Origin of the sequence: Bacillus sp. FDAARGOS_527, assembly GCF_003812125.1 — a bacterium.
GTDB classification, from domain to species: Bacteria; Bacillota; Bacilli; order Bacillales; family Bacillaceae_G; genus Bacillus_A; species Bacillus_A paranthracis.
The window spans coordinates 3,892,522-3,913,831 of the sequence record NZ_CP033795.1; the positions used below are offsets into that span (position 1 = coordinate 3,892,522).

18 protein-coding genes and 1 pseudogene are annotated in these 21,310 nt (G+C 35.7%); 7 read left to right on the forward strand and 12 right to left on the reverse strand.

The features are described from left to right. Positions 1–24 precede the first annotated feature (24 nt). Entirely contained in the window at positions 25–1,974 is a 1,950-nt protein-coding gene (locus EGX95_RS22910; protein ID WP_000176117.1) for an ABC transporter permease, read from the reverse strand. Then, positions 1,961–2,731, reverse strand: a complete 771-nt coding sequence (locus tag EGX95_RS22915) for an ABC transporter ATP-binding protein (protein ID WP_000859654.1) — start codon at positions 2,729–2,731, stop codon at positions 1,961–1,963. Before EGX95_RS22915 ends, EGX95_RS22910 begins: the two co-directional genes overlap by 14 nt. Before the next feature lie 305 nt (positions 2,732–3,036). Between EGX95_RS22915 and EGX95_RS22920 the strand changes: the two genes are divergently transcribed. Further along, complete coding sequence (locus EGX95_RS22920; RefSeq protein ID WP_046952054.1) at positions 3,037–3,909, forward strand: AraC family transcriptional regulator; 873 nt, start codon at positions 3,037–3,039, stop codon at positions 3,907–3,909. Between the two features lie 45 nt (positions 3,910–3,954). Here the strand turns inward: EGX95_RS22920 and EGX95_RS22925 are convergent, their stop codons facing one another. Beyond that, complete coding sequence (locus EGX95_RS22925; RefSeq protein ID WP_001225598.1) at positions 3,955–4,593, reverse strand: SdpI family protein; 639 nt, start codon at positions 4,591–4,593, stop codon at positions 3,955–3,957. Then, on the reverse strand, positions 4,590–4,862 hold the full coding sequence (locus EGX95_RS22930; protein ID WP_001070531.1) for an autorepressor SdpR family transcription factor: 273 nt from the start codon (positions 4,860–4,862) through the stop codon (positions 4,590–4,592). The genes EGX95_RS22925 and EGX95_RS22930 overlap by 4 nt, the downstream gene beginning before the upstream one ends. Positions 4,863–5,070: 208 nt before the next feature. Here EGX95_RS22930 and EGX95_RS22935 point away from each other — a divergent pair, with 208 nt between their 5' ends. The 6 genes and pseudogenes from EGX95_RS22935 (at position 5,071) to EGX95_RS22960 (ending at position 13,640) form a co-directional block, all read left to right on the forward strand. Next, on the forward strand, positions 5,071–5,766 hold the full coding sequence (locus EGX95_RS22935) for a response regulator transcription factor (protein WP_000276737.1): 696 nt from the start codon (positions 5,071–5,073) through the stop codon (positions 5,764–5,766). Positions 5,767–5,768: 2 nt separating this feature from the next. After that, on the forward strand, positions 5,769–6,791 hold the full coding sequence (locus EGX95_RS22940) for a sensor histidine kinase (RefSeq protein WP_000765352.1): 1,023 nt from the start codon (positions 5,769–5,771) through the stop codon (positions 6,789–6,791). 94 nt (positions 6,792–6,885) lie between these two features. After that, positions 6,886–8,859, forward strand: a pseudogene (locus EGX95_RS22945) (FtsX-like permease family protein). Positions 8,860–8,938: 79 nt separating this feature from the next. Beyond that, on the forward strand, positions 8,939–10,894 hold the full coding sequence (locus EGX95_RS22950) for an ABC transporter permease (RefSeq protein WP_123805753.1): 1,956 nt from the start codon (positions 8,939–8,941) through the stop codon (positions 10,892–10,894). Positions 10,895–10,914: 20 nt separating this feature from the next. Then, the gene (locus EGX95_RS22955; RefSeq protein WP_000393244.1) at positions 10,915–11,667 is read left to right on the forward strand and encodes an ABC transporter ATP-binding protein; all 753 of its coding nucleotides are present in this window, start codon (positions 10,915–10,917) and stop codon (positions 11,665–11,667) included. Beyond that, positions 11,664–13,640 (forward strand): FtsX-like permease family protein, encoded by a 1,977-nt coding sequence (locus EGX95_RS22960; RefSeq protein ID WP_000144964.1) that lies wholly within the window; start codon positions 11,664–11,666, stop codon positions 13,638–13,640. The genes EGX95_RS22955 and EGX95_RS22960 overlap by 4 nt, the downstream gene beginning before the upstream one ends. A 50-nt stretch (positions 13,641–13,690) precedes the next feature. Here the strand turns inward: EGX95_RS22960 and EGX95_RS22965 are convergent, their stop codons facing one another. The 8 genes from EGX95_RS22965 to EGX95_RS23000 all read right to left on the reverse strand — a co-directional run bounded on the left by EGX95_RS22965 (position 13,691) and on the right by EGX95_RS23000 (position 21,255). After that, the gene (locus EGX95_RS22965) at positions 13,691–13,885 is read right to left on the reverse strand and encodes a YjcZ family sporulation protein (protein ID WP_001290395.1); all 195 of its coding nucleotides are present in this window, start codon (positions 13,883–13,885) and stop codon (positions 13,691–13,693) included. 168 nt (positions 13,886–14,053) lie between these two features. Further along, positions 14,054–15,379, reverse strand: coding sequence for a gluconate permease GntP (gntP, locus tag EGX95_RS22970; RefSeq protein WP_000356177.1), 1,326 nt, complete (start codon positions 15,377–15,379; stop codon positions 14,054–14,056). A 47-nt stretch (positions 15,380–15,426) separates the two neighbouring features. Continuing rightward, positions 15,427–16,152, reverse strand: coding sequence for a GntR family transcriptional regulator (locus EGX95_RS22975; RefSeq protein WP_000539068.1), 726 nt, complete (start codon positions 16,150–16,152; stop codon positions 15,427–15,429). Beyond that, positions 16,152–17,168 (reverse strand): sugar kinase, encoded by a 1,017-nt coding sequence (locus EGX95_RS22980; protein ID WP_001227480.1) that lies wholly within the window; start codon positions 17,166–17,168, stop codon positions 16,152–16,154. The genes EGX95_RS22975 and EGX95_RS22980 overlap by 1 nt, the downstream gene beginning before the upstream one ends. Continuing rightward, on the reverse strand, positions 17,161–17,916 hold the full coding sequence (gene dagF, locus EGX95_RS22985; protein WP_000181910.1) for a 2-dehydro-3-deoxy-phosphogluconate aldolase: 756 nt from the start codon (positions 17,914–17,916) through the stop codon (positions 17,161–17,163). The genes EGX95_RS22980 and dagF overlap by 8 nt, the downstream gene beginning before the upstream one ends. 1 nt (position 17,917) lies before the next feature. After that, entirely contained in the window at positions 17,918–19,021 is a 1,104-nt protein-coding gene (locus tag EGX95_RS22990; protein WP_000542376.1) for a DgaE family pyridoxal phosphate-dependent ammonia lyase, read from the reverse strand. Continuing rightward, positions 18,999–20,099, reverse strand: coding sequence for an amidohydrolase/deacetylase family metallohydrolase (locus tag EGX95_RS22995; RefSeq protein WP_000139955.1), 1,101 nt, complete (start codon positions 20,097–20,099; stop codon positions 18,999–19,001). The genes EGX95_RS22990 and EGX95_RS22995 overlap by 23 nt, the downstream gene beginning before the upstream one ends. A 295-nt stretch (positions 20,100–20,394) precedes the next feature. Further along, positions 20,395–21,255, reverse strand: a complete 861-nt coding sequence (locus EGX95_RS23000; RefSeq protein ID WP_000759413.1) for a D-Ala-D-Ala carboxypeptidase VanY — start codon at positions 21,253–21,255, stop codon at positions 20,395–20,397. Positions 21,256–21,310 lie beyond the last annotated feature (55 nt).

Below are 21,310 nucleotides of genomic sequence, written 5' to 3' on the forward strand. Positions count from 1 at the left end.
TTTATTTTCTCACAGCTTCACTTATTATTTCGCACTCACAATCTTATAATAAGAACGAACTGTTAAGAAGTAATATCCGATATAAATAGCGCCGTATACTCCAATACTAATTAGGAGTGGGATCATGATTTCATACGGTAATATGTTCCCTAAACCTTTTAGTGCAAACAAGCTGTGCAAAATTCCGATTACTAACGGAATAGCGAAGATAAAGCTTACTTGTTTTGCGATAGCTTTCTTCATTTCTTGCTTCGTTACACCAACTTTATGAAGGACAATGTAACGATCACGGTCAGCACTTGCTTCTGTTAATTGTTTAAAGTAAATGATTGAGCCTGTCGCTAATAGGAAGACTAATCCTAAGAATAACCCAATAAACATCATTAAGCCTGTCGTTTCAAGCCCCATTTGGAATCCTGTATAGAAATCGTTAAATGGTTTTAAAATTTCTGATTCACCAGCTGGCATAACGCTTGCTAATTTCGCTGTTAACTCTTTACTATTTCGCTCACCTTTTACATCAATATTTTTTACAGTGCGCGTTTCGTTTACTTGTTTCGCCTGCTCATATGTTTGATCAGGAACGATTACAAATAGTTCATTTAAGTTTGTAATACTTCTACTATTTACACCTTTAATCTTTAACTCTTTCGATTCATTTCCAACAGGGAATACAGCTGTATTTCCTGTGTAAAGAGGACCAAAATCAAGTGTTTCAATATATAAGCTATCATATACAAAAGCTTCATTCGCACTTAAATTTACAGGTTCTATATCTAAATGTTTCGCGATTGTATTAAAGTTTGATTGAGAAATAAGCTGGTACTGCTTCGTCACATTATAGTGTGTGTTCAGAACTTGATCCGCTCTTTCACCTTTAAATGTTCCTTTCACAGGAATCATTTCAACTTCTGCTTCATATGTCACTGGATGATTCTTCTTTTCTCCAGCAAGTATTTCATTTACTTTTTTATCTAATGCTGTATCTTTTTTCTCATAGGAATAACTATACGGCGCAGCCACCTTTGATTGCGTGAATGTGTTGTAATACATCGTAACTGACGTACCAACCGCTGTTAATGTAACTGCACTTAAAATAGCGATTGTCGCCAGTGATTTCGCATTTCCTTTAATACGATATAGTAACTGCGATGTCGTTACCATATTCATACCATTATAAAATGCTGACTTATTATTTCTCGCACGTTTCAATATAAATACTGTGAAGAACATGAACAATAAATAAGTTCCTGCTACTGTCGCTAATAAAATGTATAATGCAACGACCATAAAGTCTGCATACATAACTGCTTTCATGTACATTAGCGCTAAGAAGTAACCTGAACCGATTAAGAAAACTGAAATGAATGCCATAATAACAGAGCCCTTCGGCATTGCTTCTCCTTCACGTTCTGCACGGAAAAGTTCAATTAGCTTGAATCGATAAATTAAACGATATCCTTGAAGTGATGTATATAAAATAATCACAAAGAAAATAATTGCTGTATCAATAATGGCAGCCATCGGTACTTCAAAATGAACATTTAAATTTAATCCCATCATATTTACTAATAACTCAAGGAATAATTTTGAAAGGACACTACCAATCGCAATTCCGATAATTAAAGACATTAACCCCATTAACATATTTTCATAAAAGAGCATTTTACCAATTTGTCTTTTACGAATACCTAATAATGAATATAAGCCAACTTCTTTTTTACGTTTACGTGTAAAGAATCCGTTCGAATATATAATGAACACCGCTACGAAAATGATAAGCATCACACTGGAAACTTGGAATGCCCCGCTAATTTTTTTAGAAGCTTCCGCTGCTTTTTCCATTTGTGAATTATATTGCAGTGCTTTAAATGTAAAGTAAATAACGATACTAAAAATCATAGATGCAAAATATACAAAGTAGTCTTTAAAGTTCCGCTGTATGTTGCGGAGGGCAATGCTAGATAAGGTCATCAGCCATACCTCCGGAAATAGAAGACATTACGTCAACGACTTGTTGGAAGAACTGTTTACGCGTTAACTCGCCGCGGTGCAATTCTTTATATAACTCACCATCTTTAATGAAAATAACTCTTTTACAGTAACTTGCCGCAAACGCATCATGCGTTACCATTAAAATTGTAGAGTTATCATATTCATTTAGCGACTTCATACTTTCAAGTAAATCTGTCGCTGATTTCGAATCAAGTGCTCCCGTTGGCTCGTCCCCGAAAATCATACTTGGATTTGTAACGATTGCACGTGATGCCGCACATCTTTGCTTCTGTCCACCAGATACTTGATATGGGAACTGACTTAAAATATGATCAATACCGAATTTCTTTGAGATTTCAAGAACACGACGATCAATCTCACTCGCTTTCACCTTTGATAACGCAAGAGGTAACGCAATGTTCTCTTTTACAGTTAACGTATCTAATAAGTTATAATCTTGGAAAATGAAACCTAAATGATCGCGGCGGAATAACGCTAACTTATCATCATTCATTTTCACAATATCTTTTCCATCAATTAAAATTTCACCGTTCGTCGCATTATCAATTGTAGAAAGAACGTTTAGTAAAGTCGTCTTACCAGAACCAGAAGGTCCCATAATTCCAACGAACTCACCTTCTTTTACTTGTAAGTTAATACCTTTTAACGCTGCAAATTTATTACCACCCGTGTCATATACTTTTTCAATATTTTTTGCTTCTAACACTGTTTTCATCTCGACATCCCTCATTTCATCTATTCTCTATTTTCACTATATACATTCTCTACTTTTTCCACTATCGATGTTTCTTACACAAACATGACAGTTATGTAAGACCAGTAAGCAAAGAAATCAAAATTTAACCTAATGAATCAAAGTACTTTGTTACTATAACATTGGGATATCATGCCATCCATTCATTCTCCTTACAGGAACATTACAATTTTGTAAGGTACAAAATGTACCCTACAAAGTTGTGCACGAAATGTCGGATGGAGCTATTTCGTTCCTGCTATTCTATGTACAGAGGAGGTCATCATATGGATTCACTTAAAAATATGAATGCTGCAATGCACTATATTGAAAACAACCTAACAAATGAAATTAATTTTAAAGAAGTTGCGAAGCTAGCTTACTGCTCGGAATATCATTTCAAAAGAATGTTTTCTTTTCTAGCTGGCATATCACTATCAGAATATATTCGTTGTAGACGTCTGACTCTCGCTGCTTTTGAACTAAAAAATAGCGATGCAAAAGTCATTGATGTCGCTATCAAATATGGATACAACTCACCAGATTCATTCTCTCGCGCCTTTCAAAACTTACACGGCATAACACCTTCAGAGGCCCGAAATAGTAGTCATTCCTTAAAAGCCTATTCACCAATGACCTTCCAATTATCCATCCAAGGAGGAAACGAAATGAACTATCGAATTGAAGAAAAAGAACCATTTCGAATTATAGGTATTACAAAACGAGTACCGATTGTATTTAACGGTGTAAATGAAGAAATCGCTTCTATGTGGAAAAGTTTAAATCCAAAGTCCATTCAAACGTTAAAGTCACTTTCAAACATGGCACCGAATGGAATCATTAGTGCTTCTACTAACTTTTCTGAAGGCAGAATGGAGGAAAAAGGCGAACTCGATCACTACATTGGAGTAGCCACAACGAAAGATTGTCCAGAGCAATTCGCGCAACTTGAAGTCGCAGCTTCAACGTGGGCTATATTTGAAGCTGTCGGCCCATTTCCTGAAACATTACAAAACGTATGGGGCCGTATTTATTCCGAATGGTTTCCTTCCTCAAACTATGAACTAGCGGAAGGACCGGAAATATTGTGGAATGAACAGAAAGATACATCCTCTCCAAACTTTAAAAGTGAAATTTGGATACCGGTTTTGAAGAAGTGATAAAAAAACAAAGCAGCTTTTCCTTGAAAGGAAAAGCTGCTTTGTTTACATTTTTAGTTCTTTTTTATAAGCAACATAAGAATATCCCATCGTTAATCCTACTGCCCCGACAATAATTCCAATGATTAGGAAACCTTTCCACGCTACGGGGGCAAAAATACTTAAAATCATAATAACCCCTAATACAACAAACACTTTTCCGCTAAAACGGTGTGTCTTTCTCCATACTTCCTCGTTACTTAATGTCCACGGTGTTTTTATACCTACAAAGTAATTTGGTTTACATTGTGGTAAATAGTTACCTATAACTATAAATAAAAGACCAACAAGAATATGCGGTGTACTATTCATTGGAATTTCATAACCTAATCCAGCTCCAATTCCAATGATATTTACTAAAAATAATAAGATCAATACACTATAATTTATTACATTATACCCCTTAGAAAACTTATCATAATTCTTATACTTCGGATCTATCTTAGGCAATACAGTCAATAAAGCATATATAAAAACCATAATTGCCACATCAAAAATCATACCTCCCATTTTAGACATATGTCCATCTACTTCACCCGAAACATTCCAGTGACTCGGAACTTCTTCTGGTAAATTCGGCCAAGCAACGCACCATGCAATAATCGTTAAAGCAATTAATAATAACGGAAATACATGTTTTCTCATTTCCCCTCTTCCCCCTTATTCGTAAACGTAAACACCCAAGTTAACAAATCTTGAAAGACAGTTGTGTTTAAAGAGTACACAACGAATTGGCCTTTCTTTTCATCTTGAATAAGTTCAGCATTTTTAAGTGCGCTTAAGTGGTGTGAAATACTTGGTTTTGTCATATTGAAATGTTCAGCAATCTCACCAGCGGTTAGATCACCTTCTTTTAATAAGTCTAAAATTTTTCGCCTTGTTGGATCTGCTAATGCTTTGAATGCTTGATTCAATGTCTTTCTTCCTTTCACTAATTAGACATTTAGATATTTATCTAAATGTTAAAATATTTTCAGTTAATTGTCAATTATATACGAGGCCCTTTTTACTTTCTCTGCTTTTGACCTATACTGTTTATTAGCTTATCTTTCAACATAATGAAAAGACTTGAAACACATGATACACTATATCTACAATTGTTTTTTTAGGAGGAATATACATATGTATAAAATTTTAATCGTTGAAGACGATCCAAATATTTCATCATTACTACAATCTCACATTCAAAAATATGGCTATGAGGCTGTTGTTGCAGAGAATTTCGATGATATTATGGAATCGTTTAACGCTGTGAAACCACATCTTGTTTTACTTGATGTAAACTTACCAAAATTCGATGGGTTCTACTGGTGCCGCCAAATCCGTCATGAATCTACTTGTCCTATTATTTTCATTTCAGCGCGTGCTGGTGAGATGGAGCAAATTATGGCGATTGAAAGCGGTGCGGATGATTATATTACAAAACCGTTCCACTATGACGTTGTAATGGCAAAAATTAAAGGTCAATTACGCCGTATTTACGGTGATTATGCACCAAACATTTCTGAACGTATCGTTGAAGTAGAAGGATTAAAATTATTCCCTGAACGTCCAGAAATTCATTTTGGATCTGAACAAGTTCTTTTAACGAAGAAAGAAGCCATTTTAGCCGAAATGTTATTATCTAAATTCCCTCGTACAGCGAGCCGTGAAGATTTGTTAGCTGCGCTTTGGGATGACGAGAGCTTCGTTGAAGAAAACACATTAAACGTAAACATTACGCGTCTTCGTAAAAAGTTCAATGAGCTTGGTATTGAAAATGCTATTGAAACAGTGCGCGGACTTGGGTATCGTTTTAACGCAACTTGGAGTGAATAAGCATGAAGCTATTTCTACGTGATCATTTTGCATTTTTTCTACTGTACGTATTAAACTTCGGTATCATTTTCGTTCTTTATGATGCAGTAGATGGATTTCAAAATAATAAATTTTACTTCGTCGTTTTAAGCTTATACTTATTTATTTGTTTCCTCGCTTACCGTTACGTTCGTAATCGTAGAATGTACCATAGATTAAGTGAACAACCAGAAAAAATGGAAGATGCATTTATTGAAAGAGCAACTGCTCCGATGCCTCACGGTGTAAATGAACTCGTGCGCACGCAGTATCGCCTATTCCAAAAAGAACTACAATCGTACGAAGTAAAACAACAAGAACATCAATTATTCATTAACCACTGGGTGCATCAAATGAAAACGCCCGTTTCTGTTATGCAACTTATGGTACTCGAAATGGAAGATGAACATTTAATTCCGAAATTCAAAAAAGAATTAGAACGTCTAAACCAAGGGCTTGATATGGCTTTATACATGGCAAGGTTAAATAACTTCCATGAAGACTTCCATGTTGAGACGATTTCATTAAAAGATACGGTAACGAAAAACATTAATGGATTAAAAGAACTATTTATCCGAAACGGAGTCTTCCCTGTTTTAGAAGTTCATTCTGATTTACAGGTTGCTTCTGATGCGAAATGGCTAAAATTTATCATCTATCAGTTAATGACAAATGCCGTTCGTTACTCTGGTGAGCGCGGCAAGAAAGTATTCTTATCCGCTTATCGAAACGGAAAAGATATTATTTTAGAAGTTCGTGATGAAGGTGTTGGTATTCCGCAAGAAGATATTCGACGAGTATTCGAACCGTTTTACACTGGGAAAAACGGTCGTACATTCGGAGAATCTACTGGTATGGGACTTTATATCGTAAGTAAAATTTGTGATTATTTAGGTCACTCTGTCAAACTAGATTCTGAAGTTGGGAAAGGAACGACGATTAAAATCATCTTCCACAACGCTGCAAATAATCAATCAGAACATACGGAGAAGGTGACCGAAGCATGATCGTAACATATGCTAGCAAAATGTATGAGAACTTACTCTCATACATTTTTTGCAATAAAACTACATATTTGTCTTCTAGCGGGAGGTACGTATTATGACATTTTGGCAGTTTGCCTTTAAAAATGTAACACGTAATTCCAGAGCTTATTTTGCTTATTTCGTAAGCAGTTCCTTTTCGATTGCTGTTTTCTTTTCGTTTGCTGTTTATTTATTTCATCCTAAATTACAAAATTTCAGTATGATCTCAGAAATTTCAGGATTAATGATTTTTTCAGAAGTTATCATTGTCTTGTTCTCGTTCTTCTTTCTACTTTATTCAATCGGATCGTTTTTAAAAGTTCGGAAAAAGCAATTTGGTGTGTTAACCGTTTTAGGTATATCAAAAAAGCAATTACATCGACTCATTTTCACTGAAAATATGTTAATTGGTATTTTATCTATCTTTTTCGGCATGCAGTTTGGACTTGTCTTTTCGCAATTTTTCTTATTAGTAACAGCGAAAATTACATATCTACCAGGACTATATTTATATTGGCCAACGAATGCTTTTATTTTAACAACAATTGTATTTCTCAGTCTCTTTATCGCCGTATCTTCATTTACACCAATGCTGATTCGTACGAAAAGGGCGGTAAACCTTTTAAAAACGAATAATAGTGGGAAACAAAAAGAAAGAAAACCATCCATATTCATCTCTCTATTTGGTGCGATTTGTTTATTAAGTGGTTATATTTTAGCTGCAAATCCTAAATATTTCTTCTCAATAAACCCACAAGTAGGCGTTATATATATGGTTTCAAGTATTTTTGTGATCCCATCACTTGTGACAGTTGGGACATATTTTTTCTTTTCTCAAATTAGTTTCTTACTTATTTATATTTTAAAGAAAAGAAGAAAGTTTTATATGAAACGAATTAATATGCTGTGGATTTCGGATTTAGCAAGCCGCATCCGAACGAATATTAATATGTTGTTTATTGTAGCGATGCTATCTACAATCGCTTTCACAATGATTACGTTCCTATATGGGGTCGGAAAGTTTACAAAGCTAGAGGTTACGCGAAGTTCACCTTTTCCATTCTCTTATTTTTCTTATGACGCAAATCCTTTTGTGAATGATCATTTAAATTGGCTTGAACAACAATTACGAAAAGAGAATTTCTCTTATAAAAAAATAAAAGCTGATTTATATGAAACACCACTGAAAGAAGATGAAGGCATAACAGCTTATAATGACATATACGCAATAAAACAAAGTGACTATAATAAACTCGCAGCTTCCCTGCAAATGAAACAACTATTCATGAAAGATAATGAAGCATATGTCTTAACAGGTAGCGCTTATGTAACATTATTCAGCGAATTTGAGCCAAGCTACAATAGAAAGTCTATTACACTTTCTAGTACAAATACGCAATTACAAGTAAAGGGCTATGAACAAGTAGGGGCCATTCCATCTAACTTTTCATACCAAACTTTAATTTTACCTGACGCTGTTGTAAACAACTTACCAAATACAACAAAACACGTAACAGCGTACAATTATAACGTACAAAATTAGGAAAAGACTTATGAAATTGCTGATGATTTTATGAAAAAAATACAAAGAGATCGACAGAAATTCCAATACGAAGGCCCTCTTATTCGCTCCTATGAATCAGCAGGTTCATTATACAGAATCACATCTGGTAGTGCCGCGTACTTCCTAATCGGGACATTCTTAGGTGTCATTTTCTTTATTGGAGCAGGGAGCGTTCTTTACTTCCGAATGTATACAGATTTAACGAACGAACAAGAAAAGTATGTAGCAATTTCAAAAATTGGGGTAACAGGTGCAGAGATGAAAAGATCTGCAACCATTCAACTTAGCATTTTATTTTTCGTTCCGTACGTTATGGCGTCCATTCATACAATGTTCGCAACAAAAATGCTTCAAGACGTAATTGCCTTATCACTATTCAAAGAAATTTCAGCTGTTCTTATTATTTTTGGCGTAGTTGAAATCGTCTTTTTCTTATTCATTCGTTCCTTTTACATGCAAAAGTTATCAGAGTATACAAATGGTTAAATTTTATGCATGTATTTAGTAGGGGGAAAGGGTATTTCTTATATCCTTTTCCTCTTCATCCTACTAGGAGGCTAGGCAAATGACATTTTGGCAGTTTGCATTTAAAAACGTGACGCGGAACGCCAGAGCTTATTTCGCCTATTTTGTAAGCAGTGCGTTCTCCATCGCAATCTTTTTCTCATTTGCAGTTTATTTATTTCATCCGAAATTGCATATGACAGACGTAAATTATTCTCTGAACATATTAATGACAATTTCAGAAATTGTCATCGTATTCTTTTCATTTTTCTTTTTACTATATTCAATCGGTACTTTCTTAAAAGTACGAAAAAAGCAATTTGGGATTTTAACAGTACTTGGCATATCCCAAAAACAATTAAAGAGACTCGTATTTCTAGAAAACATGCTAATTGGTGTTCTTTCCATCTTTTTCGGCATTCAACTTGGACTTGTTTTCTCGCAGTTCTTTTTATTAGTTACCGCCAAGATTACACATGTTCCTGGTTTATATTTATATTGGCCAACAGCTGCCATTATTTTAACTATGATCATTTTTCTAGGACTCTTCATTCTCGTCTCATCGTTTACGCCGATGCTCATTCGGACGAGAAAGGCTGTACGTCTTTTAAAAGAAGGAACAAAACAAAAAGAAAGAAAAGCATCTGTGCTCATCTCTCTATTTGGTGCGATATGTTTAATATCTGGATACGTACTAGCAGCCAATCCGCTATATTTCATGTCGCTCGGCGACGTAGTTGGGCTTTTGTACGCCGCCACCAGTATATTTCTCATTCCGTCACTTGTTACAGCTGGAACATACTTTTTCTTTTCACAAATTAGTTTTTTACTCATTCGTATATTAAAAACGCGAAGAACATTTTATATGAAGCGAATTAATATGCTTTGGATTTCTGATTTGGCAGCGCGCATTCGTACAAACATTAACATGCTCTTTATTGTAGCGATGCTATCAACACTTGCTTTTACTATGATTACATTCTTATACGGATTTAGTAAATTTATGAAGTTCGATACAGTAAGAGAAAATCCTTTTCCTTTTACATATTTATCACATACTGAAAATACGTTGGCGGATGAACATTTAAACTGGTTAGAACAAAAATTTAATGAAGAGCACTTTACTTATACAAAATTTAAAACGGATATATATGAAGTATCTTCAGCTGAAAATAACACGCAGCTCTATTATGCCATTAAGCAAAGTGACTATAATGTACTTGCTAAGGCTTTAAATTGGGAGACACTCACGGTAAATAAGAATGAATCTTATATTCTTATGAAAGACTTAGATGATCAAGTTATTGGAACGCTTCACAATAAAGACAAGAAAAATACTCTTACACTTACGCAAAACAATTTACAACTACAAGTGAAAGAATATAAAAGTTATAATCCATTCCCAAATCGCTTAATATACCAATTGCTCATACTATCTGATGAAAATGTAGAAGCATTATCCACTGTTTCAAAACAGATGAGTGTATATAGCTTTAAAGTTAAGGAATGGGAAAAAGCTAATAACATCGGCGCGGTATTCATAGACAAAATTAATACCGACGGGAACAACATTCAAGCAGAGCACCCGCCTTTCCATGCAAGTGAAGCGAGCGATTCTCTATACACAACAAAACAAAATGTCGCTTCGTTCTTCTTAATTGGTACTTTCTTAGGTGTTATTTTCTTTATTGGTGCTGGCAGTGTTCTTTACTTCAGGATGCATACAGATTTAACAAATGAACAAGAAAAGTATGTAACGATTACAAAAATTGGTTTAACAGAAGCCGAAATGAAACGATCTGCTACAATTCAACTTGCGATTCTATTCTTTGTCCCGTACATTATGGCATCCATTCATACGATGTTTGCGACAAAGATGCTGCAAGAAGTTTTACATCTCTCGTTCTTCGCTGAGATTACAGTCGTACTGATGATTTTTGGAACAGTTGAAATTTTATTTTTCCTTTTAATTCGTTCCTTCTATATGCAAAAATTATCACACCATATTAAGTTTTAAAGGATAGAAAGGTGATTATTATGGAAGAAGTGTTACACATTAAAAATGTCTCAAAAGTGTATGAAGGAAAGGTCCCTCATACTGCTTTAAAAAATATAAATTTACATGTAGATAAAGGTGAATTCGTTGCGATTATGGGACCATCTGGTAGCGGTAAATCTACATTTTTAAACGTTATTTCTACCATTGATTCTCCGACTGCTGGTGATGTCGTGATTAATGGAAAAAAACCGCACACATTTCGTAGAGAGAAGTTAGCTATTTTCCGCCGCCAAGAGCTAGGATTTGTTTTCCAAAACTTTAACCTACTAGATACACTAACAATCGGTGAAAATATCGTACTACCTTTAACATTAGATAATGTTCCTTTAAAAGAAATGGATGAAAAGCTTGATAACATTTCAAAGAAACTTGGAATTGATCATATTTTAGACAAGCGTATCTTTGAAGTGTCAGGAGGACAAGCACAGCGTACCGCAGTAGCACGTGCTGTTATTCATCATCCTTCACTTTTACTTGCCGATGAACCGACAGGAAATTTAGATTCAAAAGCGGCAATTGACGTGATGGAACTATTTACGAAATTGAACAAAGAAGAAGATGCAACAATTTTAATGGTTACGCACGATCCATTCGCAGCAAGTTATTGTAACCGCGTCATTTTCATTAAAGATGGCGAACTTTACAATGAACTACACCGCGGATTGTACCGTGAGAAATTTTATCAAGAAATATTAGATGTTTTAGCATTACTAGGAGGAAGACGTGGATGACATTTTGGCAATTCGCATTTAAAAATGTCTCCCGTAATTCAAAAGCATATTTCGCCTACTTTGTAAGTAGTGCGTTTTCTATCATGGTTTTCTTTTCATTTACTGTATACGCGTATCATCCGCGGTTACAAAGTGTACAAAGTTTCCAAGAACGTGATCCTCTAATGAACTTAGCTAGTACAGCGCAGTTGGTTATCGTTATGTTCTCGTTCTTCTTTCTCTTATATTCAATTGGAACATTTTTAAATGTACGGAAGCAGCAATTTGGCGTTTTAACTGTTCTCGGTATATCTCAAAAACAATTAAAACGTCTTTTGTTTACTGAAAATATGATCATTGGAATGCTTGCTATCTTTGCAGGTATTCAAGGCGGTCTTGTTTTCTCTAACTTTTTCTTACTCGTTACTTCTAAATTAACAAGTGCAAAAGGCCTCTATTTATATTGGCCAACAGAAGCTATTATCGTTACAACCGTAACTTTTATTATTTTATTTTTCATCGTATCTACGTTTACACCAATGTTTATTCGTACTCGAAAAACAACGCAGCTTATTAAGGGAGTTAACAAAGAGAAGAGCGAAAAAAGACCATCTATACTCATTTCACTATTTGCTTTAACTTGTCTAGGACTATGTTATTATATTGCCGGTTATCCGCAAGGCTACATAACAGAAAAAAATGCCCAAAATGGATCTGTATTCTTAATTATGTTATCTATTTTACCGCTTGTAGTAATTGGGACGTATTTATTTTTTTCACAAACATTTCTTCTCTTTATCTATATTTTAAAGAAACGAAGAAAGTTTTATTTGAAACAAATAAATATGTTATGGATTTCAGATTTAGTTTCTCGTACCCGCAGTAATATTAATGTACTCTTTATCGTTTCTATGCTATCTGCACTTGCATTTACGATTATTATCGGGTTATTTGCTGCAAACAATCATACGAAAGCACCCATACTAGAACGATATCCTATACCATTCACCTATACATCAGAAGGTATTAATGTATTTGAACAAAAGCATATTACTACGATTGAAACTGAACTTACAAATGCTAATTTTCAATATGACAAATATAAATTTACCGTTTTAAAAGATACAGCTTCAAAAGAATCAATTGCCATTATGAAAATGAGTGATTATAACGCAATAGCAAAGCAATTAAACAGGCCAGAAATCACTCTCGAATCTTCACAAGTTTATAATATTTCTCGCTATTCACCAGCGTTATTAAATCTCGTATCTAACCCATTTGCGAAGCAGGGCACGATTACACTTGGCTCTAATAAAAAGGAATTTCAAATTAAAGGTTTTATTAATAGAGGAATTGAGCCCCCCTTTGCATTACCTCACTTAATAGTGATTCGAGATGAAGTAATTGAAAATATGGTTCCTCATATTGAAACAATTACAGTTTATAACTACTTCGTGGAGAATTGGGAAAATGCAATTGTCCCAACAAAAAATATATTAAAAAGCTTAAATCATGATGAAGAAACTTTGTATGAAGCACATAAGGGTGAAGAAGATTTCATTAAACCATTTCATATTTATACAGCTACGGATGAACTGGTTCATAGTAAAGGAAATGCAGTTGCTCAATTCTTTATTTGGGCATTTCTCGGCTTTATTTTCTTTATCGGTGCAGCTAGTGTTTTATACTTCCGTATGTATAACGACTTAACGAATGAAAAACAAAAATATATTACGATTACAAAGCTTGGATTAACTGAGTCAGAAATGTTTCGCTCCGCAACGATTCAATTAGGAATTTTATTTTTCGTCCCTTACATTGTTGCTGGTGTTCATACATTATTTGCGGTTAAGTTTTTACAAAGCATGCTCGCTTTTTCTTTACTAAAAGAGCTATTAATTGTACTCACTTTCTTTGGGATTATCGAGATTATTTTCTTCTTCTTAATCCGATCTCTGTACATTAATAAATTATCACAACACATAAAAATATGAATAAAATGGCCTTGTGCGTATTGCACAAGGCCATTTTCAATAGTTTTTAATTAGCAGCAATATCCGCCGTAGCCACCATATCCGTAGCCGCCGTAACCGCCATAACCACAACCGCCTCCGCCACCGAAGCAGCTAGCACCGATGATAATTAATAAAATAAACAATACGATTAGAAGCGCAAAACCGCCTCCGCACCCATGTCTGCGGTTACAATCATCATGTCTGTGTTCACACTTTTCGCTCATTACTCTATTCCTCCTTTAGTATCATTCATAACAAGTTCACCTTGCTCTAAATGAGGGGATTCCATTTATATTATGTTTTCAGGGCGAATAGGAAGCTTGGCTTGCTTAAAAACGGGCTTGTTTTTAGAAATGGGCTTTATCAAAAAAAGATACCTGTTAAGGTATCTCCTAAATAAACATATTCAATAAAAGCGCAAAACCAAATGCGATAAATGATAACAATGTCTCCAGTACCGTCCACGTTTTAAACGTTTCCTTCACCGTCAAACCTAAATACTCTTTTACAAGCCAGAACCCTGCATCATTTACGTGAGAAAACATTAATGAACCTGCTCCGGTTGCAATAACAAGCAACTCTAAATTCACACCAGACATGTGCTGAATAACTGGTGAAACAATTCCTGCTGCTGTCGTTAATGCTACTGTCGCTGAACCTGTTGCGATTCGAATTAATCCAGCTACCATGAAAGCTAACACAATTGGTGATAACGATATATGTTCTGCCATTTGCGCAATCGCCGTTCCAACGCCGCTTTCAATTAATATTTGTTTAAATCCACCGCCTGCACCGATTATTAAAATAATGGAACCGACCGGTAATAAACTTTCGTCTGTTAATTTTTTAATCATCTTTTTATTAATTCCTTGTCTTATTCCAAGTAAATAAAATGCTGCGAAACATGAAATAAGTAAAGCGATTACTGGACTTCCAATAAATACAAAAAATTCAGTCATCTTTTTCGGTAATGAAATATATGGTGCAACGACCGATAAAATCATCAATACAACTGGTAATAAAATAATAAAGAATGAAACTTTACGACTCGGTAAGTCAGTTGAGACAGTCGTAACTCGAATAAGCTCTGGTTCATTTTCAGGTATAACCCTTTTATGTACCCACTTTGCAAATATCGGTCCTGCGATAATGGCTGTTGGTAACGCGATAAGTAATGAATATAAAAGTACCTTTCCTAAGTTCGCGTTATAAATACCGATTGCTGTCATCGCCCCTGGATGTGGTGGCACGAGCCCGTGAACAATAGATAACCCAGCAATAACAGGTAAAGCAATTAATAATATATTTTGCTTCGTTGTTTTTCGAATTGAAATAACAAGTGGTAATAAAATGACAATCCCTACTTCAAAAAAGACGGGAATCCCTATAACAAACCCTGCAAATAACATAGCCCACGGTAGTTTCTTTACACCGAAAAATCGAATAAAGAAATCTGCCACTTGCATGCCGGCCCCTGAATCGGACATCATTTTCCCTAAAATTGTTCCGAGAGCTAAAATACCAACTAAATGCCCTAGTACACTACCAACACCAGTTTCATAGGCAGTCACTATCTTCGTTAAGTTCAGTCCAGACATAATAGCTAAAAATAAACTCGCAACTGTTAAACTAATAAATGCATGCCATTTCCACCATGATACCCCTAAAATAACAATCGCAATTGCAAGTAACGTGACGATTAATAAGTATATATCCATCTCTCATTCCCCTTACTTTATAAAAAAAGAGGGCGAATACCCTCTTTTTATACGTCATAATTCACTACATAATGCTGCATTTCTGTATTGTAGTAGCCTTCGCTATATTCAATTACTTCGCCAACTTCATCGTAAGAATAGCGCATTCGTTTTAATAACGCTGTGCCCTCTTTTTCACCTAATGCTTCTGCAACGAAACTAGGCGCAAGTCCAACAGCGAATTCATCTCTAAAGTTTTCTAAATGAATGCCTCGGTCCTCGACTAAATCATAAAGCGATTGCAAATCAAAATCCGATAAATCTGTACTTGCCATTTTCGCTGAGAAATAGTGCGTATAATGAATGTACGGTGCATCATTTAACGTATATAAACGTTCAATACGAAAACTCTCTTTACCGAATAATCGAAATGGCACTGTTCCTTCTTCATTCTGAACAATTTCTGCTTTTAGCAATTTTTTCTGTACTTTATACCCTTCTTCCACTAACACTTCAGTAAATTTCTTACCCTTTGACAGTTTTGTCGCAGAAGTGTTACGGATGACTTTCGTTCCTTTACCGCTTTTCTTTTCTAAATACCCTTCTTGAGCGAGTTCTTTAATCGCATTTCGTACTGTAATTTTACTCACCTTGAACTCTTCTTCTAACTGCGGTTCGGAAGGAATATTTGTATGAATTGCATATACACCATGCAATATTCGATCACGAATAATGTTTTTTATTTGTAAATATAATGGTCCTTTTTTTCTCGTTACGTTCACCCTTACACCCACTACCTTTCTACATCACCTACTGATGCCGTCATTGCCCGAAGTATATCCTTCTCTGATGACATTGGCGTATCACCGACGATTGTATGTGCAAGCATTCCAGCTGCTGACGCAAATGAAACAGCTTTCTCTGGTGCAAATTCTTCTATCTCGCCATGAATAATCCCGCTCGTATAAGCATCTCCAGCACCTATTCTATCATATACAGAAAACGTAAGTGTTTTTGCAAAAGTGAACGCACCATCTTTACATATAAATCCGCGAAGGGAGTGTGTATTATCGCTATTAATAGTGCGATGTGTACCAGCGATTGTAGCGATACTATACGTTTCAGCTACCTTTGGAATAAGATCAACAAGTTGCGCCTCTCGCTCCGTTTCTTCTGTTTTCATTCCTAAAACAAACATTGCATCTTTTTCATTCATCATTACAATATCAGCTAGCCCTAACATTTCTTCATAATGCGGTTTCGCCTGCTCGTACCCATCTTCTCCCCAAAGTGATGGACGATAATTGCAATCAAAAACGACAGTGCCTCCGTTTTGTTTAACTGCTTTCGCTAAAGATTTCATATGATGGCGCACAGTATCATTCATCGCAAGTGTAATCCCGCAAAAATGAACGATATCAATTTCCTTCGCGATTTCTTCAAATTGATACATTTCTTCACATGCCGTATTAAAGCTACTTTCTAATCGATTCGAATATGTAACGCGGCTTGCACGTGCGCCAAATCCATTTTCTAAAAAGTACATGCCGACATATTTACCGCCTCTTGAAACAAGCGAGGTTTGCACGCCTAATTTTTGAATGTAAGATAATGCAGCATCTCCAACCGAATTTTCCGGTAAAGTTGAAATAAGAAGCCCTTCATGCCCTAGATGAGAAAGTGCTGCAGCAACGTTCACACCTGTACCAGAAAATGAGTATTTTAATGTATTAGCTTGCGATAACAATTCATATCCTGGTACTTGCAGGCGCATCATTACTTCACCGAATGCTGCAATTTTCTTACGCATATTGATCAACTAACTTCTTCACGACTGCTAATAATTCACGAACATCTTCTGTTTTCGTATTGCCAGTTTCTTTATCAATAATAGAAGAGTACACGTGCGGAATAACTTGCTCTACATTTGCTTCAAGCGCGATACGTAAAATTGTTTCAAAGTTTTCTTTATCAATTCCGCCTGTTGGCTCTAATGCGAATCCTTCTTCCGCACAAGCTTTCGCAACTGCACGATATTCTTCTTCATGAGCTAGCCCTTTCATCGGGAAGTATTTCAATGAATTTCCGCCCATATCACGTACAAGTGCGATCGCTGTTTTAATTGGAACGATTGCTTTTTCTTCTCCAGCTGCACTAATTGGACCAGTAGAAATATTTACGTACCCTACTTTTCCTGTTGGCGATACTAAACTATTAATCCAGCTATCTTTTCCACCAAGATTTGCACGTGTCGCTCCAACTGAAGGGAATACTTGGTTAATATGGCTACCTGGATAATGTTTCGCAATTTCAGCTACAACTGCTGCTTGGCGATTATCTCCTGCTCCTAGTCCGATCGATACAGCGTCATCAATTTCTTTTCCATATGCTTTCATCGCTGTAACAGCTTCTTCTACTGTTGGATAATCTTTTGATAATACACCTACTACTACATAACCTTCTGCTGCTTCAAAAATATCTTTCGCATTTTCGATATTGTTCGCTAATACATTTAATGCTACGCGGCCTTTATAAAAACGTTTTTGAATGTTTGTCATTTTAGTTTCCCCCTACAATTTCTCTCAATTTTTCTTCAATCACATGTATGTCATCACCTTGAAGTGGACGTGGATCAATATCAAAGAATCCTTGTCTTACTCCGTAATCACGTGTATAAATCGCGATTTCCCCTTCGCGTAATGCTGTCACAACGTCTTTTGCCGATTTATTTAACTCTTTTTCGTTAATATGAATACGGGCTCTAAAAATTGCTCTTCCCGCTTCATCTTGAACAATCGTTACATTTACACCGTTTAATTCTTTTAGCGGCATAAGTACTTGTAACAACTCTTTTTCTTGCTCACTCTTATCTTCTTTTACTCCGTACTCATCAAGCGCTTGAAGTAAGCCAAATGTTGTTTCTTTCCCAACTTTCATACTTCTTCCGATGCAATGTAATTGCACTTTCAGCCACTCAATATATTTTCGTTTCCCGCCAACAATACCAGAAGTAGGCCCTTCAATTGCTTTTGAACCGCTATAAATGGCAAGGTCTGAATACTTCACATATTTTTGAATATCTTCTTCAGCTGCCGCATCGACGATAAGTGGTACATTATTTCGCTGCGCAACTTCCCATGCTTCTTCAACAGAAATCATATTTTTTTGCACGGCATGATGTGATTTTACATAAAGAATTGCTGCTGTATTTTCACCAATTGCATCTTCAATATGCTCTGCTTTCCCTTCATTTGCGTAGCCAACTTCTACAAGTTTTCCTCCGCCTAAGTAAATCATCGTTTCAACAGGAGCACCGTATTGAACGTTATGACCTTTTAACATAATCACTTCGTTTTTCGCGATGACCTCTTGATGAAGTCTTTCACTTTTACGGCGATTTCCTTCTGTCACAATTGCTGCGATAGAAAGCGCAATTCCGCTCGATGCTGAATTCACAACAACCGCTGCCTCTGCATCTAGAATTCTCGCAATATGATCTCCTGCTTTATCTACTAAATCAGCAATTTCCACATAATTTTGTCCCCCATGTTTCATTGCATCCATAACTGTATCTGTCGGAGCGGATACACCTAAAATACTCATTCTACCGCTCGCATTTATTACTCTTTTTAATCCGTACTTAGCATTCAATGAATAACCCATTGACTACAACCCCTTTCGTATCAATTCTTCTTTCAGCAATACGCTGATCCCCTTCTGAATCTATTAACGTAATCTTCTCATCTTTCACCGTAAATAAAGTTAAATTTGCAATATCCCCTTCTTGAATACGGCCAAGCTCAGGTTTCTTAAGCCATTCTGCCGCATGTTTCGTCACCGCATCAATCACTTCTTCTAGCGGATAACCTAAGTAAAGGAATTTCGAAAGAACATGAGCCATACTATACACTGGACCGTGCACGCGATTCTTCCGGTAAATATCTGTACTAATTGTATTAAAGGCAATATCGTGACGCTTTGCTGCCTCTGCTACTTTAAAAGAAAAACTAGCATTACCATGCCCAACATCTAAATGAACGCCGCGATTCACTGCTTCTAGTAACACAGGTAGCGGTTTACCTTCTTCATCAAACAAATTATTTTCTTTCCCGTTTAAGTAATGTGTAATAACATCATCTTTTTCTAAAAGAGGTACAACTTCCTCAATGCGAGGAGGCGCTGAACCGATATGTACCATAATCGGTAATGATGTTTCACGTGATAAAGAGCGCGCTACATGCAGCGGTTCAATTCCACTATCACAAACGACGCTTTTACTCATTCTCGCCTTTAACCCAACGATTACATCTTTATACTTTTCTACTGCTTCTATTACTTTCTCTTTATCGATCCATTCCATATTGGATAATTCATCAATTCGTTTCAAACCGATGCGAGAAATATTTAAAAAGGCAAATAAATTCGTTTTCGCCTGCTCTCTACTTTTTACTAAATCTGCAATGCGATCAGCTCCGCAGCTACCCGCATCAACAATTGTCGTTACCCCTTGTTTAACGCCAATTTCATCCACCTCATCGCCATACGGATCAAACTCTGGAAAAGCATGAACGTGCAAATCAATCCAGCCACTCGATACGTAAGTACCCGAGTAATCAAGAACCTTTCCACCCTCTCCAGCACCTGCTTTCGTCACCTGTGCGATTTTATTATTTTCAATTACAATGTCAATCTCTTCCCCGTTCACACGTTTCACATTACGTAGTACGAATCGTTCTGTCATTGTACTTCACCCTTTTCTATAAGAAGCCATAAGAATACGCTTACATTAAAGTTTCATTTTATATCTCTTTCACACGTTTAGCGTAACACAAAAAAAGGGAGAAGTAAATATAACGTTATAATGTTTGGAAGTAAAATAAATAATACTCCTCAAAAGGCTGATAGTACAGGAGTTTATATCAACGATCTTTCGAATATATCTATCGTAACTCACAATATATCAACGATTCCACAAGAAATATCGATCCCTTTCTTATATACGAAAAGGCTGCTCCAAAACGGAACAACCTCTTTTTCTATTCCTGAACCGTCACAATAACCCCGTCCATATTGTTTCCCGAAATTTCATACTGCTTATTCACCGGAACATTCACTTTCCTATTCCCGGAAACTTTATAATAAGAAACCGTATATTGCTTACCTTCCACATCGGTTGTGATTTCTTTTTGTTCTTTTAAGAAGTCTAAGTATTCCTCTAATGTAATTTTCTTTTTTTGCATAATTGCACTATGAGGTAGGCCGACATAACGAATGTGCCATGGCTCATATTGAATGCCTGTAATGTTACTTTTATTTTTCGGATAGCGTAAAACAAATCCGTGCTTCCATACGTTCTCTTCAATCCATTTTCCTTCAGGCGCTTTTTCCATTTTCTTTTGCGTTGAACCAACGTCCAGTGATAACCCTAAATTATGTTCACTATATCCTGCTGGGAGTGCATAATCAGATCCCATTTTTTCATATAGCTGTCTTTGCTCTTGGAAATCTCGATAGCCGCTATTCATTAAGAAATGTTGTACGCCATCTTTTCCAGCCGCATCGACAACGTTCAAAAACTTTTTTACAACATCCTTTGATAAACGAAGATTTCTATCAAATATTACGTAGCCTCTCACTAATTCACTATTATGATTTACATTTATAATATCAGACCTAATGCTATCTTTTTTTAGTGGATAATCTTTGTTAACTAATAATAGATTCCCTTTATAAATTTCTTCTTTTGTAATCTCTACCTTTTCCATATTTGCATTCTTTATTGCGCTATTTTCCTCACCGATTTTCACATCAATTTCTTTTTGAAATAACGGTGATATATATAAGCCTACACAGATTGTGCATGCGATAAAAAGAGAAATAAATACCCACTTTTTCATTTCTAGTTCCTCCTTAACGTAACTTACGTATAGAATAGAAAAAACTATTAAAATA

Excerpts from the sequence above, each read along its gene's own strand:
- EGX95_RS22910 (WP_000176117.1), bottom strand. The coding sequence starts at position 1,974 with ATGACCTTATCTAGCATTGCCCTCCGCAACATACAGCGGAACTTTAAA.
- EGX95_RS22915 (WP_000859654.1), bottom strand. The coding sequence starts at position 2,731 with ATGAAAACAGTGTTAGAAGCAAAAAATATTGAAAAAGTATATGACACG.
- EGX95_RS22920 (WP_046952054.1), top strand. The coding sequence starts at position 3,037 with ATGGATTCACTTAAAAATATGAATGCTGCAATGCACTATATTGAAAAC.
- EGX95_RS22925 (WP_001225598.1), bottom strand. The coding sequence starts at position 4,593 with ATGAGAAAACATGTATTTCCGTTATTATTAATTGCTTTAACGATTATT.
- EGX95_RS22935 (WP_000276737.1), top strand. The coding sequence starts at position 5,071 with ATGTATAAAATTTTAATCGTTGAAGACGATCCAAATATTTCATCATTA.
- EGX95_RS22940 (WP_000765352.1), top strand. The coding sequence starts at position 5,769 with ATGAAGCTATTTCTACGTGATCATTTTGCATTTTTTCTACTGTACGTA.
- EGX95_RS22950 (WP_123805753.1), top strand. The coding sequence starts at position 8,939 with ATGACATTTTGGCAGTTTGCATTTAAAAACGTGACGCGGAACGCCAGA.
- EGX95_RS22955 (WP_000393244.1), top strand. The coding sequence starts at position 10,915 with ATGGAAGAAGTGTTACACATTAAAAATGTCTCAAAAGTGTATGAAGGA.
- EGX95_RS22960 (WP_000144964.1), top strand. The coding sequence starts at position 11,664 with ATGACATTTTGGCAATTCGCATTTAAAAATGTCTCCCGTAATTCAAAA.
- EGX95_RS22965 (WP_001290395.1), bottom strand. The coding sequence starts at position 13,885 with ATGAGCGAAAAGTGTGAACACAGACATGATGATTGTAACCGCAGACAT.
- gntP (WP_000356177.1), bottom strand. The coding sequence starts at position 15,379 with ATGGATATATACTTATTAATCGTCACGTTACTTGCAATTGCGATTGTT.
- EGX95_RS22980 (WP_001227480.1), bottom strand. The coding sequence starts at position 17,168 with ATGCGTAAGAAAATTGCAGCATTCGGTGAAGTAATGATGCGCCTGCAA.
- dagF (WP_000181910.1), bottom strand. The coding sequence starts at position 17,916 with ATGACAAACATTCAAAAACGTTTTTATAAAGGCCGCGTAGCATTAAAT.
- EGX95_RS22990 (WP_000542376.1), bottom strand. The coding sequence starts at position 19,021 with ATGGGTTATTCATTGAATGCTAAGTACGGATTAAAAAGAGTAATAAAT.
- EGX95_RS22995 (WP_000139955.1), bottom strand. The coding sequence starts at position 20,099 with ATGACAGAACGATTCGTACTACGTAATGTGAAACGTGTGAACGGGGAA.
- EGX95_RS23000 (WP_000759413.1), bottom strand. The coding sequence starts at position 21,255 with ATGAAAAAGTGGGTATTTATTTCTCTTTTTATCGCATGCACAATCTGT.